Origin of the sequence: Streptomyces sp. cg40, assembly GCF_050320165.1 — a bacterium.
GTDB lineage: Bacteria > Actinomycetota > Actinomycetes > Streptomycetales > Streptomycetaceae > Streptomyces > Streptomyces hokutonensis.
In genome coordinates, this window is the sequence record NZ_CP190128.1 from 6,525,625 (window position 1) to 6,541,820 (window position 16,196).

Annotated in this window: 14 protein-coding genes; 4 read left to right on the top strand and 10 right to left on the bottom strand. The window is 71.1% G+C overall.

The window, feature by feature from the left end:
• Positions 1–6: 6 nt before the first annotated feature.
• Positions 7–462: a GtrA family protein gene (locus ACQHII_RS29330; protein ID WP_427922086.1), complete on the top strand. Its 456-nt coding sequence runs from the start codon at positions 7–9 to the stop codon at positions 460–462.
• Positions 463–477: 15 nt separating this feature from the next.
• Here ACQHII_RS29330 and ACQHII_RS29335 read toward each other — a convergent pair.
• The 3 genes from ACQHII_RS29335 to ACQHII_RS29345 all read right to left on the bottom strand — a co-directional run bounded on the left by ACQHII_RS29335 (position 478) and on the right by ACQHII_RS29345 (position 3,127).
• Positions 478–1,337 (bottom strand): IS5 family transposase gene (locus tag ACQHII_RS29335; RefSeq protein WP_427925200.1). Its coding sequence is split into 2 segments (ribosomal slippage): positions 478–992 and positions 992–1,337, totalling 861 coding nucleotides; the frame shifts between segments, so codons are not numbered across the junction.
• A gap of 22 nt (positions 1,338–1,359) precedes the next feature.
• Complete coding sequence (locus ACQHII_RS29340) at positions 1,360–2,217, bottom strand: ABC transporter ATP-binding protein (protein ID WP_427922087.1); 858 nt, start codon at positions 2,215–2,217, stop codon at positions 1,360–1,362.
• Positions 2,210–3,127: an ABC transporter permease gene (locus tag ACQHII_RS29345; protein WP_427922088.1), complete on the bottom strand. Its 918-nt coding sequence runs from the start codon at positions 3,125–3,127 to the stop codon at positions 2,210–2,212. The genes ACQHII_RS29340 and ACQHII_RS29345 overlap by 8 nt, the downstream gene beginning before the upstream one ends.
• 325 nt (positions 3,128–3,452) lie before the next feature.
• On the opposite strand from ACQHII_RS29345, the gene ACQHII_RS29350 reads away from it, so the two are divergent.
• A complete protein-coding gene (locus tag ACQHII_RS29350) occupies positions 3,453–4,079 on the top strand; it encodes a TetR/AcrR family transcriptional regulator (protein ID WP_427922089.1) in 627 nt (208 codons plus the stop codon).
• Positions 4,080–4,174: 95 nt separating this feature from the next.
• Here ACQHII_RS29350 and ACQHII_RS29355 read toward each other — a convergent pair whose 3' ends face one another.
• The 3 genes from ACQHII_RS29355 to ACQHII_RS29365 form a co-directional block, all read right to left on the bottom strand.
• Positions 4,175–5,122, bottom strand: a complete 948-nt coding sequence (locus ACQHII_RS29355; RefSeq protein ID WP_427922090.1) for an ADP-ribosylglycohydrolase family protein — start codon at positions 5,120–5,122, stop codon at positions 4,175–4,177.
• Entirely contained in the window at positions 5,122–6,102 is a 981-nt protein-coding gene (galE, locus tag ACQHII_RS29360) for a UDP-glucose 4-epimerase GalE (RefSeq protein WP_427922091.1), read from the bottom strand. The genes ACQHII_RS29355 and galE overlap by 1 nt, the downstream gene beginning before the upstream one ends.
• A 77-nt stretch (positions 6,103–6,179) precedes the next feature.
• Positions 6,180–7,451 carry a glycosyltransferase 87 family protein gene (locus ACQHII_RS29365; protein WP_427922092.1) on the bottom strand — a complete coding sequence of 424 codons (1,272 nt, stop codon included), beginning with the start codon at positions 7,449–7,451 and terminating at the stop codon, positions 6,180–6,182.
• A gap of 182 nt (positions 7,452–7,633) precedes the next feature.
• Between ACQHII_RS29365 and ACQHII_RS29370 the strand changes: the two genes are divergently transcribed.
• Positions 7,634–9,424, top strand: a complete 1,791-nt coding sequence (locus ACQHII_RS29370; RefSeq protein WP_427925432.1) for a glycosyltransferase family 39 protein — start codon at positions 7,634–7,636, stop codon at positions 9,422–9,424.
• Here ACQHII_RS29370 and ACQHII_RS29375 read toward each other — a convergent pair.
• Positions 9,384–9,857, bottom strand: a complete 474-nt coding sequence (locus ACQHII_RS29375) for a MarR family winged helix-turn-helix transcriptional regulator (protein WP_427922093.1) — start codon at positions 9,855–9,857, stop codon at positions 9,384–9,386. The genes ACQHII_RS29370 and ACQHII_RS29375 overlap by 41 nt on opposite strands.
• Positions 9,858–9,989: 132 nt before the next feature.
• Here ACQHII_RS29375 and ACQHII_RS29380 point away from each other — a divergent pair, with 132 nt between their 5' ends.
• Positions 9,990–10,403 carry an organic hydroperoxide resistance protein gene (locus ACQHII_RS29380; RefSeq protein WP_427922094.1) on the top strand — a complete coding sequence of 138 codons (414 nt, stop codon included), beginning with the start codon at positions 9,990–9,992 and terminating at the stop codon, positions 10,401–10,403.
• A 65-nt stretch (positions 10,404–10,468) separates the two neighbouring features.
• Here the strand turns inward: ACQHII_RS29380 and ACQHII_RS29385 are convergent, their stop codons facing one another.
• The 3 genes from ACQHII_RS29385 to ACQHII_RS29395 are packed head-to-tail and all read right to left on the bottom strand — an operon-like array spanning position 10,469 to position 16,162.
• Entirely contained in the window at positions 10,469–11,746 is a 1,278-nt protein-coding gene (locus ACQHII_RS29385; protein WP_427922095.1) for a hypothetical protein, read from the bottom strand.
• Positions 11,743–13,968, bottom strand: coding sequence for a bifunctional glycosyltransferase/CDP-glycerol:glycerophosphate glycerophosphotransferase (locus tag ACQHII_RS29390; protein ID WP_427922096.1), 2,226 nt, complete (start codon positions 13,966–13,968; stop codon positions 11,743–11,745). The genes ACQHII_RS29385 and ACQHII_RS29390 overlap by 4 nt, the downstream gene beginning before the upstream one ends.
• Positions 13,969–13,975: 7 nt before the next feature.
• Positions 13,976–16,162: a bifunctional glycosyltransferase/CDP-glycerol:glycerophosphate glycerophosphotransferase gene (locus ACQHII_RS29395; RefSeq protein ID WP_427922097.1), complete on the bottom strand. Its 2,187-nt coding sequence runs from the start codon at positions 16,160–16,162 to the stop codon at positions 13,976–13,978.
• Positions 16,163–16,196 lie beyond the last annotated feature (34 nt).

Genomic DNA, 16,196 nt, shown 5'->3' on the forward strand with positions numbered 1-16,196 from the left:
GGTGAGGTGACTCTGAACCTCACCGAGGAACGTACGACCGCCGCCCCCGTAAGGCCGGTGCGCAAGGTCGTCCTGGAAGTCGTGAAATTCGGGATCGTCGGCGGCAGCGGCGTTCTCGTCAACTTCGCGGTCTTCAACGCCCTGCTGCACGGACTGCGCTGGCCCGCGATGCTCGCGACCGTCCTGGCCAGCTGCGTCGCGATGGGCGCCAACTACCTCGGCTTCCGCTACTACACCTACCGCGACCGCGACGCCCCCGGCGCCCGCCGCATCGCCCTGTTCTTCGCCTTCAGCGGCATCGGCGTCCTCATGGAGAGCGGCCTCTTCTACGTCGGCTACCACGGGCTGGGCCTCCACGGTCCGCTGGAGGCGAATCTCGTGAAGGCCCTGTCGATCGTGCTCGCGTCCGCGTTCCGCTTCCTGGTCTACCGCACCTGGGTGTTCCAGGACGAGGACGTCTAGGGCGTTTCTTGTGGATCAGCGTGCGGACCAGATGAAGATGCCCGCGATGTGCAGTGCGGCAAGGTAGACGGTGGCGGTCTTGTCGTATCGAGTGGCAAGGCCGCGCCACTGCTTGAGCTTGTTGATGCACCGCTCGACAGTGTTGCGCTGCCGGTAGGCGGTCTTGTCGAAGGCGGGTGGCCTGCCGCCGGACCGGCCCCGCCGCCTGCGCTTGGCGATCTGGTCGGCAGGCTGCGGGATGACGGCCCGGATGCCGCGGCGGCGCAGGTGGGTGCGGATGGCCCGGGAGGAATACGCCTTGTCCGCCAGGACTGTCTCCGGGGTGGTCCGGGGCCGTCCGACCGGCCGGGCCACCCTCAAGCGGGCCATGACCTCAGTGAATGCGGGTGCATCACCCGCCTGTCCCGGTGTGAGGCAGAAGGCCAGGGGGCGGCAACGTCCGTCGGCAACCAGATGGATCTTGGTGGTCAGTCCGCCGCGGGAGCGACCGAGGGCATGGTCGTGCGGCTCGCCGGCCGGGGCCCCTTTTGACGGGCCCCGGCGGCGTGCTGGTGGGCGCGGACGATGGTGGAATCGACGGCGACGACCCAGTCGAGGTCGCCTTCGGAGTCGGCCTGGGCCAGCAGCGCGGCGAAGACCTTCTCCCAGGTGCCGTCGGCCGCCCACTTCCGTAGCCGGTTGTGGACGCCCTTCCAGGAGCCGAACTCCTCGGGCAGGTCCATCCACGGGCAGCCGGTGCGGTACTTGAAGGCGATCGCGTCGATCACCTGCCGATGATCCCGCCACCGCCCACCCCGCCTCGGTGCCCGATCGGGTAACAGCGGCTCGATCCGGGCCCACTGGGCGTCAGTCAACGACACACCCAGACCAACGATCAGATGATCCGAAGGAAACGCCCTAGGCGGCCTTGTCCGCCGGTGCCTTGGGCTTGTCCGCGCCGCCCGTGAAGTTCTCGTAGGCCTCCAGGACCTCCTCCGTCGGCCCGTCCATCCGCAGCTCGCCGCGCTCCAGCCACAGCACGCGGTCGCAGGTGTCGCGGATCGACTTGTTGTTGTGGCTGACCAGGAAGACCGTGCCCGCGTGCTGCCGCAGCTCGCGGATCCGCTCCTCGGAGCGCCGCTGGAACGACCGGTCGCCGGTGGCCAGCGCCTCGTCGATGAGGAGTACGTCGTGGTCCTTGGCGGCGGCGATGGAGAACCGCAGCCGGGCGCCCATGCCGGAGGAGTACGTCCGCATGGGGAGGGTGATGAAGTCGCCCTTCTCGTTGATCCCGGAGAAGTCGACGATGCTCTCGTAGCGTTCCTTGATCTGCTCCCGGGACATACCCATGGCCAGACCGCCGAGGTAGACGTTGCGCTCGCCGGTCAGGTCGCCCATCAGCGCCGCGTTGACGCCGAGGAGGGAGGGCTGGCCGTGGGTGTAGATACGGCCGTTCTCGACCGGGAGCAGGCCCGCGACCGCCTTGAGCAGGGTGGACTTGCCGGAGCCGTTCGTACCGATGAGCCCGATCGCCTCGCCCTTGTAGGCGACGAAGGACACCTTCTTGACCGCGTGCACCGTGCGCACGCCCGCCGCCTTCTCGGCCTTCTCGCGGCGCAGCATGCGGTTGAGGGCGGCGGTTGCGGAGCCGCGTCCGGCGCCGGTTCCGTTGACGCGGTAGATGATGTCGACGCCGTCGCAGACGACGGTGGGAATGGTGCTGTCGGCGGCCACGGGGGTCCGCTCGGTGTGGTACTCGATGGTCTGCTCAGCCACGGCCGTACGTCTCCTCAGCCTTCCAGAAGTAGATGAAGCCGCCGACGCCGGCGATCAGCGCCCAGCCCGTCGCCGCCGCCCACACGTGCGGGGGGAGCTGGCTGGAGTGGAAGCTGTCGATCAGCGCGTAGCGCATGAGGTCGATGTAGACGGCCGCCGGGTTGGTCTCCAGGGCGATCACCACCGCGTGCGGCAGGTCGTCGGCCTTGGTCAGCTTGTCGATGCTCCACATGACACCGGACAGGTACATCCAGGTGCGCAGGATGAACGGCATCAGCTGGGCGATGTCCGGAGTCTTCGCGCCCATCCGCGCCATGACCATCGAGACGCCCGCGTTGAACGTGAACTGCAGGAACAGCGCGGGGATCACCAGCAGCCAGGAGACGCTGATCGGCACGCCGAAGCAGATCAGGATGACGATGAGGGCGGCCATCGAGAACAGCAGCTGTTGGAGCTGCTGGAGCGCGAACGAGATGGGCAGCGCGGCCCGCGGGAAGTGCAGCGCCCGGACCAGGCCGAGGTTGCCGGAGATCGCGCGGGTGCCCGCCATGATCGAGCTCTGCGTGAACGTCCAGATGAACACGCCCGTCACCAGGAACGGGATGTAGTCCGGCACATGCTTCTTGGTGCCCAGCAGCACACCGAAGATGAAGTAGTACACCGCCGCGTTCAACAGCGGCGTCATCACCTGCCAGACCTGGCCCAGCTTCGCCTGGCTGTACTGCGCGGTCAGCTTGGCGGTGGCGAACGCGGTGATGAAGTGGCGCCGCTCCCACAACTGCCGGACGTACTCGGGCAGGGAGGGGCGGGCGCCACTGACCGTGAGGCCGTGGCGGGCGGCGAGTGCCGCGAGGTCGTCTTCGTCGGCCGGGGCCGGCGAATGGGGCGGTGTGTGGAGGACCTGGCTCACATCCGCTGCTTTCGCTCGGGGGGAGGGGAATGCGTGCGTCCGGCTGCGGTGTCCCGTCGCCCGGCGTTTCCTTACGCTTCTCTTTACGTTCTCTTACGTCGGGACGGGACCGTATCGTCGCAACGTGAGCGTAGGCCGATTCGGCGTCGGAACGCAACCGTTTCGTCGTCACGGATGTGATCGGGTCGTTAGGTGCGCCGGGGTTTGCGCCGGGACGCGCCTGTTGCGTCGATACGTGCCGGGCGGGACGGGTCCGTTTCGTCGCGACGCGCCCCACCCGCGTCGGAACGCAACCGTTTCGTCGCAACGCCCCTATGCTTGAGCTATGACGACGAACGCCGACGAGCCCACCACACGTCAGCGCCGCCGGACCCCCGCCGGGGCGGCCGTACTCCGCGAGGATGTGACCGAAGCCATCCGGGCGGCGGTCTTCGAGGAGCTGGCGGCGGTCGGGTATGCCCGGATGTCGATCGAGGGGATCGCGCGCCGCGCGGGGGTGGGCAAGACGGCGGTGTACCGCCGCTGGCGTTCGAAGCTGCACCTGGTGCTCGACGTCGTGTCGGCGATCGCGGTGATGGGGCTGCCGACGCCGGACACCGGTTCCCTGGAGGGCGACCTCCGGATGCTGTACGAGGTGACGTCACGCGCTCTGCGCCACCCGGTGGCCTCGCAGATCATCCCGGACCTCCAGGCCGAGGCGGCCCGCAATCCGGAGATCGCCGACGCGATGCAGAAGGCGTTGCGCGAGGGCCAGGAGGGCGTGGCCAGCAAGATCCTCGCGGCGGCGGAACACCGCGGCGAGATCAGCCCCGGCATGGACGAGGACCTGGCCCTGGACCTCATCTCCGGCCCCCTGTACTGGCGCGCCGTGGTGATCCGCAGCCCGAAGCTGCCGAAGGGATACCTGGGGGCGCTGGCCCGGGCCACCACGGAGGGGTTGAAGGCGCTGTAGGGCTCGGCCGCCGCGGAGGGGCTGAAGGCGCTGTAGGGTCCGGCCGCCGCGGAGGGCTCAAGGTGCCGCGGGCCCGCCTCGACCCACTCGGCGAGTCACCCTCCCCCTCGGTCCAACCGCCTTGCCAGTTCACCGAGTTCGGCCGCCCGCAGCACCCGCCCGCCGAACCCCGGCAACGGCACGTGCAGGGCCGCGCTCCAGTGCTCGGGGATCGCCCCGCTCCCGTACACCGCCCCGGCGAGCCCGCCCGTCACGGCGGCGACGGTGTCCGTGTCGCCGCCGAGGTCGATCGCGGCGCGCACGGCGTCCTCGTACGAGGAAGTAGTCCGCAGGGCCCACACGGCGGAGCCGAGGCAGGGCCAGACGGCGCCGTTGAACTCCGTCGCCAGGTCGGGGTGCCAGCCGGGGGAGAGGACGACGGCGTACCGCTCCCGGTGGTCGGCGTGGACGTATCCGAGGGTCTCCTCGACGACGTCGAGCGGGTCGTGGCCCTCCAGCGCGACGCGCGCCAACTCGTGGAGGACGGCGGTGCCTTCCCAGGCCGCGCGGTCTCCGTGGGTGAGGGCGGAGATACGGCGGGCGGCGTCCATCGTGGCGTCACGGCCCGCGCGCGCGAAGTACACCGACGAGGGCGCGGCGCGCATCAACGCACCGTTCCCGGCGCCCCGTTGGCTGCTCTGGAAGTGCAGGGCCGCGGCCAGGTCCCAGGGGTCGCCGCTGCTCAGCACGGCCTCGGTCTGGAGGCCGATGTCCTTCGGGTCGGCGGCTGCCCAGCGCCGGAACCGCCGGAACATGTCCGGCAGTTGAAGCCCGTCGCACTCCAGCAGCGACTCCGCGACGAGTACGGCCATCTGTGTGTCGTCGGTCGCCTCGCCCGGGTCCCAACCCCCGCCGCCGCACATCTCACCGCCGTGACCGGGCGCCGGAAAGCGGGCGGAGAAGGCGCCCTCGGGACCGAACTCGAAGGGCGCGCCGAGCGCGTCGCCGACGGCGGAGCCGAGGACGGCGCCCACCGCGCGTTCCGTCCTGGAGCGACCGTCCATCAGGACCGCGCGGCCCCCGGATGCAGCCGCACCCACCCCTCCCACGCCGACGTGATCATGTCCTGGACGTCGTGCTTGGCCTTCCAGCCCAGTTCGGTGGTGATGCGGTCGGCGGAGGCGACGACGCGGGCCGGGTCGCCGGGGCGGCGGGGGTGGACGGTCGGGGGGCGGTCGTAGCCGGTGATCGCGTTGATGCGGTCGATCATCTCGCGGACCGAAACGCCTTCCCCGCGGCCGATGTTGAGGGTGAGGGCGCGGCCGGGGGAGGCCTGGAGGGCGCGGGCCGCGGCGACGTGGGCCTCGGCCAGGTCGACGACGTGGATGTAGTCGCGGACGCAGGTGCCGTCCGGGGTGGCGTAGTCGTCGCCGAAGATGCGCGGGGGCGCGTCCTCGGTGAGCTTCTCGAAGACCATGGGGACGATGTTGAAGACGCCCGTGTCCGCGAGTTCGGGGCTCGCGGCACCGGCCACGTTGAAGTAGCGCAGGGAGGCCGTGGACAGGCCGGTCGCGCGGCCCGTGGCACGGACCAGCCACTCACCCGCCAGCTTCGTCTCGCCGTACGGCGACATGGGCACGCACGACGTCTCCTCGGTGACCAGCTCCACGTCCGGCATGCCGTAGACGGCCGCCGAGGACGAGAACACGAAGGACGGGACGCCGGCCGTGGTCACCGCCTCCAGGAGGACGCGCAGGCCCTCGACGTTCTCCCGGTAGTAGTGCAGCGGCCGGTCCACCGACTCGCCGACCTGCTTCTTCGCCGCGAGGTGGACGACCCCGGTGACGTCCTGGTCGGCGAGGGTGCGGGCCACGCGCTCCGCGTCCAGGACCGAGCCGTGCACCAGGGGGACGCCGTCGGGCACGCGCGCGGCGATGCCGGTGGACAGGTCGTCGTAGACGACGGTCTGTTCGCCCGCCTCGGTCATCGCCCTCACGACGTGTGCCCCGATGTAGCCGGCTCCGCCGGTGATCAGCCAGGTCATGTGCGGCAGTCCCCTCCGTCACTGGATGTCACTCGATCACTGGAGGCGCGTCCCGCACGCTCCCCGGCCTCAGTCAATCAGGCGCCGGAGTGTGCCGCGGTCAACTGCTGGGACTCCCCGTGCGGGCCGACGGGCCGCACGCGCGCGTGCGGGGTCGCCGGAACCGCCCGCGACGACCGCCACAGCCGGACGAAGGAGAGGACGGCCGCGGCGCCCAGCAGACCGTTGCGTACGACCATCAGCGCGCAGCCCGTCCAGGTGCTGTGGATGACGTCGCTGTAGAGGCCGGGGAACTCCACGGAGCTGATCACGGTCGCCGCCACGATCAGTGCGGCCACCGGGCGCTGCACGGTGTGCCGGGAGGTCAGGCAGACGGCGGTCAGGCCGAGCAGCCAGATCATGTACTGGGGGCTGATCACCCGGCTGGTCACGGTGAACAGCAGGACGGCGCTCAGCGCGGCGTCGTAGGGGGTCGCGTCGGTCCAGCGGCGGGCCCGGATCCGCCACAGCAGCAGGAACCCGAAGGCGACCGCCGTGAGCGCGAGGGAGGCGTCGGCGACGGCGGCGACATGCGGTCCCGTGAACTCCATCGCGCCGTACTGGTAGCGCGCCCGGCCCGGCCAGCCCACGTGGGTCGCCAGGCCGAGGAGCGTGCCGCCCAGTGACTCGATCTGCACGCCCCTGCCGCCCTGTTGGCGCAAGAAGGCGAAAGGATTGTTGAACAAGGCTACGAGCATCATGAGCGACAAGACCCCCGCCCCCACCGCCCACGCCCCCGCCGACCGCGTCGCCCGCCCCCTCGGCACCCCCAGCAGCACCAGCGCCGGCCACACCTTCACCAGCGCGCCCAGCGCCGCGAACGCGCCGCACGCGCGCGTGGAGCGCGACAACGTCAACAGAGAGATGACGGCGAACGCCGTGACCTGCACGTCGTAGCGGACGAGCGGCATGTCCAGGAGGAGGGGGAGGCAGACGATCCAGTAGGCGGCGCCGCGCAGGCTGTGGCCGGGGCGGGTGCCCGCGCGGGCCAGGACCACGGTGATCAGCGCGTCGGTGGCGAGGGTGAAGGCGACGAACGCCTGGAAATACGTCAGGCCCGGCAGCAGCGCCGGGGCCAGCAGGACCGGTCCCGCCCCCGGCGGGTACTGCCACAGATGGTCGTTGGCCGGGAACGCGCCCTGCGACAGGACCCCGTACCAGTGGTAGTAGAGGCGCCACACCTCCCGGGCGACCGCGCCCCGGCCGAGCAGGGGCAGGCCGTTGTGCGCGAGGAGGAGCAGCATTCCGGCGCGGGTGGCGAGCCAGGCGAGCGTGAGGGCGAGGAGGCGGTGTCTGCGGACGGCGTTCATCACAGCGGATCGTAAGCCGGGTGAATGCCGCATGAATGCTAATACACCGTCAATCGTTGGTAAGAGCCCGCTTACAGTACAAAATCGGCCAGGTGGAAAGCCAAGGCGAGGGTGAGCGTGCGTATGGCCCCGGGCGACGGACGCGTGCGGAGGTCGTGGCCGTCGTCGTGCCGGTGGCCGTCATGCTCGCGCTCGGGCTGTGGGGGCTCGACCGCGGCGGCATGTGGGGCGACGAGGGCGTCACCTACCTGGTGGGACGGCGCACGGTGCCGCAGATCTGGCATCTGCTGCACGGCGTCGACGCGGTGCACGGCCTGTACTACCTGCTCATGCACGCCGTCCTCGCCGTCCACCCGGGCGAGGTCGCCCTCCGCCTGCCGTCGGTGTGCGGCGCGGCGGCGACGGCGGGCCTGGTCGCGGCCCTCGGCGTCCGCCTGGCCCGCCCCCGGGTCGGCCTCTGGGCCGGCCTGCTCTACGCGATCACCCCGCTGACCGGCCACTACGCGCAGGAGGGCCGGTCGTACGCCATCGTCGCGGCCGGAGTCGCCGGGGCGACACTGCTCCTGGTGCGGGCGCTGGAGGAGCGATCGGCGCCGGAGCTACAGACACGGGCGAGGCGTTCCTGGTGGCCGTACGGCGCCGTCCTCGCCGTGACCTTTCTGCTGCACGAGTTCGCCGTACTGGTGCTCTGCGCCCACGCGTTGACGCTGCTGGCGGCGCGGGTGCCCAGGGCGGTGTGGGCCGGCTGGGGGCGTGCGGCGGGCGTGGCGGTGGGGATCCTGCTGCCGCTCGCGTGGGTCTCCCAGCGGCAGTCGGGGCAGGTGGCGTGGCTGCGGGTGCCGGACCGGGACACCACCGAGCGGCTGGCCCGCGGTTTCCTCTCCGTCACCCCGACCGGGGTCGTTTTCTGGACCTCGGTCCTGCTGATCCTGCTGGGACTCGGCGCGGGACGGCTCGCGTCGGTCGCGCTGCCGTTGCTGGTGGTGCCGCCGGTGATCCTGCTGACGGTCTCGCAGTTCCGGCCGCTGTTCCACGAGCGGTACGTGCTGTACGCCCTGGCGGGGGCGCCGCTGCTGGTGGCGGCGGGGGCGGACCGGCTGGTGGGGATGCTGGGACGGCTGTGGCCGACGAGCCTTCTGCGTCCGGAAGTCGCCCATGGGGCGGACCGAGTGGCCGTGGTCGAACGCCGCCCCGAGTTGGTCGGCGCCCTGACTGCGGGCGGTCACCATGCCGGAACCACTGTGGGAGGCCACCACCCTGGAACCACCGTGAGCGGCCACCACCCCGGAACCTCAACTCGCCCACCACTGACCGGAATCAACCGCACCACCGGCGCCGCGAGCCCTACACCGAGCCCCTCGCCGCGCTTCCCGAAACGCCCTGCCCGCACCCGCCTCATCACCCTCGCCGGCGCGCTCGCCCTGGCCGTCCCCTTCCTCCACGGCCTCCCCGCCTACCGCAGCGACCGCCTGGCGGCCCACCGTCCCGAGAACCTCGCCGAGGTCTCCGCGCTGGCCGGCCGTGAACTGCGCCCCGGCGACCCTGTCCTCTTCCTGCCGTCGTTCTGGCGGGTGACGGCGTTGGCGTATCCGGGGCCGTTCGCCGGGGTGCGGGACCTGGCGCTGGCGGAGTCGGGGGCGAGGTCCGGGACGCTGAGCGGACGGGAGGTGGCGCCGGCGGAGCTGGAAGGCAGGCTCGCCGGTGCGGACCGGGTGTGGATCGTCGCGCAGTCGAACCTGCTGCCCTCCCGCTGGGTGCCGGGCGATCCGGTCGACCGGGTCAAACTCGACGTCGTGGACGGGGAGTTCGCGCGCCGGCGGCAGTACGTGAGCGGACGCGTGAAGCTGGCCCTCTACATCCGCCGCACGCCCCCGCAGGACATGGTGATGCCGGCTCCGGAGCACAAGGCCGGGCCGGCTCCGGAACCCGTGGTCACGCCTGCTCCAGCGCCGCCGAGTCCAGCGCACCCGTGAGTTCGTCGAGCTGTGCCCGCAGTGCGCGGATCTCGTCGATGTCGAAGCCGGTCGCGCCGAGGATGCGGCGCGGCACGTCGAGGGCGCGTTCGCGCAGGGCGGCGCCCTCGTCCGTGAGCCGTACCTCCACCGAGCGCTCGTCGCGGGCGCTGCGCTCACGGCGTACCAGACCGGCCGTCTCCAGCCGCTTGAGCAGCGGGGACAGGGTGCCGGAGTCGAGCCGCAGGTGTTCGCCGAGCTTCTTGACGGGCAGCTCGCCGTGCTCCCACAGCACCAGCATCACCAGGTACTGCGGGTAGGTGAGCCCGAGATCCTTGAGGAGCACGCGGTAGACGCCGCCGAAGGCGCGTGACGCGGCGTTCAGGGAGAAGCAGATCTGCTGGTCCAGGCGGAGCCAGTCGCTGGTGGGGGTGTCGGCGGGAGTGGTGGTCATGGTTCCAGGATAGCGCTAGCGGGCCATTTAGTTGTGTGCAATTGAATTGTGTGCTCTACTTATCGCCGTGAGGCGGTCCGGACACCCGGACCGGTCACCCCCGCAGAAGACTTCCGAGAGGGATGGTTTCCAATGGACGCGATCTACACCGCCGTAGCCACCGCCACCCACGGCCGTGACGGCCGCGCGGTCAGCAACGACGGCAAGATCGACCTTCAGCTCGGCATTCCGGTCGAGATGGGCGGCAACGGCCAGGGCACCAACCCTGAGCAGCTGTTCGCCGCCGGTTACGCCGCCTGTTTCGGCAGCGCCCTCGGCCTCGTCGGCCGGCAGTCGAAGGTCGACGTCACCGACGCCGCCGTGACCGCCGAGGTCGGCATAGGCAAGCAGGGCGAGGGCTTCGGCCTCAAGGTGACGCTCCGCGTCGAGCTCCCCGACACCGTGGACGAGGAGACCGGCCGCAAGCTGGTCGAGACCGCCCACCAGGTCTGCCCGTACTCGAACGCGACCCGCGGCAACATCGAGGTCGACCTCGTCATCGAGTAGTCACTACGACGGTTCCGCGACCCCGGCGACGAGTGCCGATCACCTCGTCGCCGGGGTCGTCCGCGTCACCGGACCGGCTGAGCCCGCTCCCCGAGCCCCTGCCCGGGCACCGGCACCGGGGCGACGACCGCCTTCCCCCGCACCGCGCTCTCCAGCAGCAACGGCACCCCCACCACCGGCAACAGCCACACCAGCACGATCAGCCGCCCGCCCCACACACTGATGTCCGGATGCGCGGCCTGCGTCAGAATCCCGGTGAACGCGGCCCCGATCAGGAACACCCCGAACACCGGCCGCCGCAACGCACCCCACAGACCGGCACCCAGCGCCGCCGCGAGCACCGGCTGCCACAGCTGCTGCCGGGTCCACTCCAGCCAGAAGTTCGCCTCCAGGTGCAGGAACTCGGGGTACAGCCGGGCGCGGTCGGGCAGCGCGTAGTGATCGGTCAGCAGGTCCTGAAGGCTGTCGGTCTGTGACGGGTAGTGCAGGAGCCCCGCGAGCAGCAGAGTTCCTACGGCCGCTGCTGCACCGAGCCCCGCGACCACCGCCCACGCCCGCCGCCGCTCCCGCTGTCGTACGGCGACCAGCGCGCCCGCACCGGCCAGGCACAGCCCGAGGAACAGGGCCTGTGAGTGCTTGACGGTGAAGAGGAGCAGCAGACAACCGGCGACGAGGGCGAGTGCGGCGCGCGTACGGCGCCCTGTCGCGACCAGAGCGCAGCCCCACACCGCAGCCAGTGTCAGGGCCGTCATCAGACCCTCGGTCATCGGGCGCATCGCGGTCGTCCCGCACGGCAGGACGTAGTAGAGGGCCTGCCCGGTCAGCGCGAGCGGTACCGACACGGACAGCGTGCGCAGGATCAGGAACACGAGGATCCCGCCCGCGACCGTGAGGACGACACTCGACGTCCACAGCCCCCACACCGGCCCGAGCAGCGTGACGAACGGGACCAGGAACACCGGGTATCCCGGCCGCACTTCGAAGATCCGCATGAACCGCTCGGGCATGAACGGCGTGATGAACCCACCGCTGTTCCCGGCCCGCACCTGCGCGTCCACCACCCGCCACTGGGCGGCCCGGCACTTCTTCGCGACCCGCGCGGCCGGGTCCTTGCCGTGGAAGTCCAGCGCGTTGACGCTCTGGTCGCGCCGCGCGACGTCCCCCCGGCTCGCGCAGTAGTAGTCGATGGTGACGGTCGCCGCCGCGCGCTTGCTCTCACCGCTCAGACTCAGCGCGTACGACAGGTAGTTCTTGGTGTCGGGGGTGTCCCGGCCGGTGACATTGGCGAGTTGGAGCACCGCGAACACGGCGGCCAGCACCAGCACCCACGTGCGGGGCCTCATGAGGACGCCAACTGGTCGTGCCCGGCGGCGGGGGAGGGAACTCGCGCGGCGGATCCGGCCGACGGCTGCCGGCCGTCCTCACCCAGCAACAGCGTCCGTACGACCCTCTCGGCGGCGTTCCCGTCGTCGAACTCGCAGTAGCGCGACCGGAATTCGGCCCGCAGCCGGGTCGAGTCCTCGTCCCGCCAGGCCCCCGAGGCGAACAGCCACGCCAACTCCCGGTAGGAACCGGACACATGGCCCGGTGGCTCGGCGGTGACGTCGAAGTAGGTGCCCCGGCTCGCCGCGTACGCCTCCCGGTCGTCGGCGTGGAGGACGATCGGCCGGTCGAGGTTGGCGTAGTCGAACATCAGGGCCGAGTAGTCGGTGACCAGCGCGTCGGACGCCAACATGACGTCCTCGACGGAGAGTTCGTCGGTCGCGTCGACCAGCACACCCCGCCGGTGCAGATCCGCGAGCCCCATGCCCCGCGCGGGACCGGTCGCGAGAGACGGATGCAGGCGTACGACAAGGGTGTGCGCCGGGCCGAGATCCTCGGCGAACCGGGCCAGGTCGAGCCGGTCGACGTGCCCGCTCCGCACGTACTCACGGCGGGTCGGCGCGTACAGCACGACGGTGTGGTCGTCGGGGATCCCGAGCCGTTCCCGAACTACCGCGCCCGCCGCCGGAGTTGCCCGGACGAGGACGTCATTGCGCGGGCTTCCGGTCCGCGCCGACGCGAAGTGACAGGGATACGCCCGCTCCCACACCAGCTCCGAGTGCCGGTTGGCGACCAGGCTGTGGTCCCAGCGGTCGGCGCGGCGCAGCATCTGCGGTACGTCGACGCCGTAGCGGGCGCCGGGCTTGTCCAGCAGGTCGGCCGCCATGTACTTGAGCGGGGTGCCCTGGTGGGTGTGGATGTGGACGCTGCCGGGGCGCTTGGTGAGGGTGCCGGGCCAGTTGACGTTGTTCACGAAGTACTTGGCGCGTGCGGTGACTTGGTGAAAGCGCGGGGTGTTGAGCAGGACGTGCTCGACGTCCGGCTGCAGCAACGCGGCCTGTTCCGCGTCCTGTACGACCCACACGCCCCGCAGGTGCGGGGCGATCTCCCGCGCCTTGTAGTAGACGGCGGCCGGGTCGCCGAGGACCCCGCGATGCGAAAAGGCCGAGTACACGACGAGGTCGGGGTCGAGGGAGCGGTGGGCGTGCAGCGCGGCCCAGCCGCCCTTCACCCGCCCGGCCGCCGACTTGCGTGCTTGCAGTGCCCGCCGCCCGAGCAGCCGACCGGCGCCTCCCGCCTGCCGCCGGACCCGGTACAGCGCGTAACTGCCCTCCAGGCAACGGACTTCGGCATCCACCGGTGCCCCCGCCGCCGGCTTGTACTTGGCGAACAGTTCGGCCGTACGGCGGAAGAACTCGGCCTTGTCGGACGGGGGCAGGCGGTCCGGCTTGCCGAGGATGTCGAGACAGTGCTCGCCCATCTTGCGGTGCAGGTAGGGGCGCCAACTCGCCAGCTCGGGACGGGAGTCGACGAACGCGAAGACCCGCTCGTACTGGTCGTGGATGTCGAAGTGCTTGCGGCTGGTGGTGGAGAGGATGTTGCCCTGCCGCCGCTGCCGGTAGTTGAGGCAGATCCGGTCGAGGGTGGCGATCCGCTCGGCGCTGAGCAGCACCGGGAAGGTCCAGGGCGTGTCCTCGTAGTAGCCCGGCGGGAACTCGAAGGCGTGCTTGTGGACGAACTCGCGGCGGTACACCTTGTTCCACACGACCATCAACAGGTCGAGGATCTCCGGGTGTTCGGCGACCGTGAAGGTGTCGTCGACCTCGGTCAGGACGTGCGCGAGGACGTTGCGCCGGGTGCCGCCCCACCAGTAGGTGCGCGCGTAGTCGAAGACCAGGACGTCCGGGTCGCCGCTCGCGTCGAGCCGGTCGGCCATCGCGCGCAGGGCGCCCGGGGTGAGGGTGTCGTCGCTGTCGAGGAAGAACAGGAAGTCGCCGGTGGCCAGGGGCATTCCGGCGTTGCGGGCACGCCCGAGGCCGACGTTCTCCGGCAGGTGCAGCACCTGCACGCGCGGGTCGCGGGCCGCGTACTCGTCGAGGATCGCGCCGCAGCCGTCCGGCGAGCAGTCGTTCACGGCGATCACCTCGATGTCCCGGTAGGACTGCTCCAGGACCGAGTCGAGGCACTCGCGCAGAAAGCCCTGCACCTTGAAGACGGGGACGATGACGCTGAAGCGGGGCACTTCGGGTTCAGCTCCTTACGAGGGTGGCGGCGGGGGCCGGGACGCGCTCCGCGAGCGGGATCACGGGCAGGGCCGCCTCCGGCGGCTCACCGAGGAAGACCCGGCGTACGACCCGCTCGGCGGCCAGTCCGTCGTCGAACTCGCAGAACCGGGACCGGAATTCGGCCCGCAGGGCCTTGGACTCCGCCCCCGCGTACGAGCCGTCGCGGAACACCTCGGCCAGATCCTCGGGGGTCCGCGCGACCGGGCCGGGCGGGGCCTCCATGAGGTCGAAGTAGACGCCCCGGGTCTCGCGGTAGACGTCCCAGTCGTCGGCGTACACGACGATCGGCCGGTCGAGGTTGGCGTAGTCGAACATGATCGACGAGTAGTCCGTGACCAGCGCGTCGGCGGCCAGACACACGTCCTCGGAGGAGCGGTGCCCGGTCACGTCGATGATCCGGCCGCTGCTCTTCGCCCGGCCCTGGTCGTAGAAGTAGTGGGCGCGCAGCAGCACGACCACGTCATCGCCGGCCGCCGCGCAGAAGGCCTCCAGGTCGAGCCCGGTGTCGAAGCCGGTCCGGTAGTCGCGGTGGGTGGGCGCGTACAGGACCGCCGTCTTCCCCTCCGGGACACCCAACTCCCGCCGGATACGGGCGACTTCATCGGCGGTCGACGAGTAGTACACGTCGTTGCGCGGATAGCCGTACTCCAGCGCCTCGTACGAGCCCGGGAACGCGCGCTCCCACATCTGAGTGGAGTGCCGGTTGGAGGAGATGTTGTAGTCCCAACGGTCCACCCGGCCAAGGAGTTTGGCGAAGCTGCCGGTCGCGGCGGCCACCACCGGGTACGTCGACTGGTCGACGCCCATCTTCTTCAGCGGGGTGCCGTGCTGCGTCTGGACGTGCACGCTGCCGCGCCGCTTGACGACACCCTCGGCGAAGTTGGCGTTGTTCACCAGGTACTTGGCCCGCGCCAGAACCTCCCAGTACTTCCGGCTGCCGATGACCGCGTGCTCGACGCCCTTCGGTACGGCGTCCACCGCGTCCGGCTCGACCAGGAACACCGAGCGGATGTGCGGGGCGAGTTCGGCCGCCTTGGCGTGGATCGCGGCCGGGCTGCACGCGTAGCCCCGGCCCCAATAGGCGCAGTAGACGGCCAGGTTGGGGTCGAGGGGGCGGCGCAGGTCGAGGGCGTAGCGCAGGCGGGTGCGGAGCATCCGGGGGCGCGGGACCCGCTCCGCCGCCTCCGAGGCCGAGCGGTTGGCGCCGCGCAGCGCCCGGAACGCCGAGTACGCCCCCGACGCCAGCAGCCGGTGCTGCACCCCCACACTCCCGCCCGGCGCACGGAAACCGGCGGGCCGGTGCGAGCGGTACAGCCGCCCCGCCCGGCGGAAGAAGGCGCGGTGCCCGGAGGGGAGCCGCTCGGGCCGGGACGCCGTCTTCAGCACCACCGCGAAGAGCTGCTCGAACAGGGCGCCGGACAGCTCGCTGTCGGCGGCACGCGTCAGCACCATGTCCACCTGGTCGAGGAGTTGGTGGTGGTGCGCGCCCGGCAGGTTGAGGCGGCTGCCCTGCCGGCGCAGCAGATGCCGTACGACCACCGAACGCAGCGCCGCCACGCGCTCGGCGGCGAGGGTGACCAGGCCGCCCCAGCCGAGGTCGGTGAACGGTCCCTCCGGGAAGGTGAGTTGGTGGTCCGTGAGGAAGGCGCGGCGGTAGACGGCGCTCCAGGCCGGGAGCTGAACGCCCGTCAACTGAGGTGCCTGGGAGGGGGAGAAGGCGCCCGCCGGGGTCTTCGCCAGCAGCGGGGCGGCCGGGTTGGTGGGCTCGCCCTCCCACCACGGGGTGCGCTCGTGCTCGACGTACAGGACGTCGACGTCACCGGTCTCCGTGAGGCGGGCGTTCAGCGCGGCCAGCGCGCCCGGGGCGAGGGTGTCGTCGCCGTCCAGGAAGAGGACGTAGGAGCCGGTCGCCGTCCGCAGACCGGTGTTGCGTGCCCCGCTCAGGCCCGCCGAGGGTGGTGAGTGGACCGGGGCCACCCGGGAGTCCCGTCCGGCGTGGGCGTCGGCGACGTCCGCGGCCGGGGAGTCGGGGGCGTCGCAGACCGGGATCAGCTCGAAGTCGCCGTAGGACTGCGCGAGGACCGAGTCCAGGGCCTGGGAGAGCCGGCCGGCGACCCCGTGGGACGGGACGATGATGCTGAAGCGGGGCATTCTGTTCTTTCTCCAGTGGTCCGGAGGGGAGGTT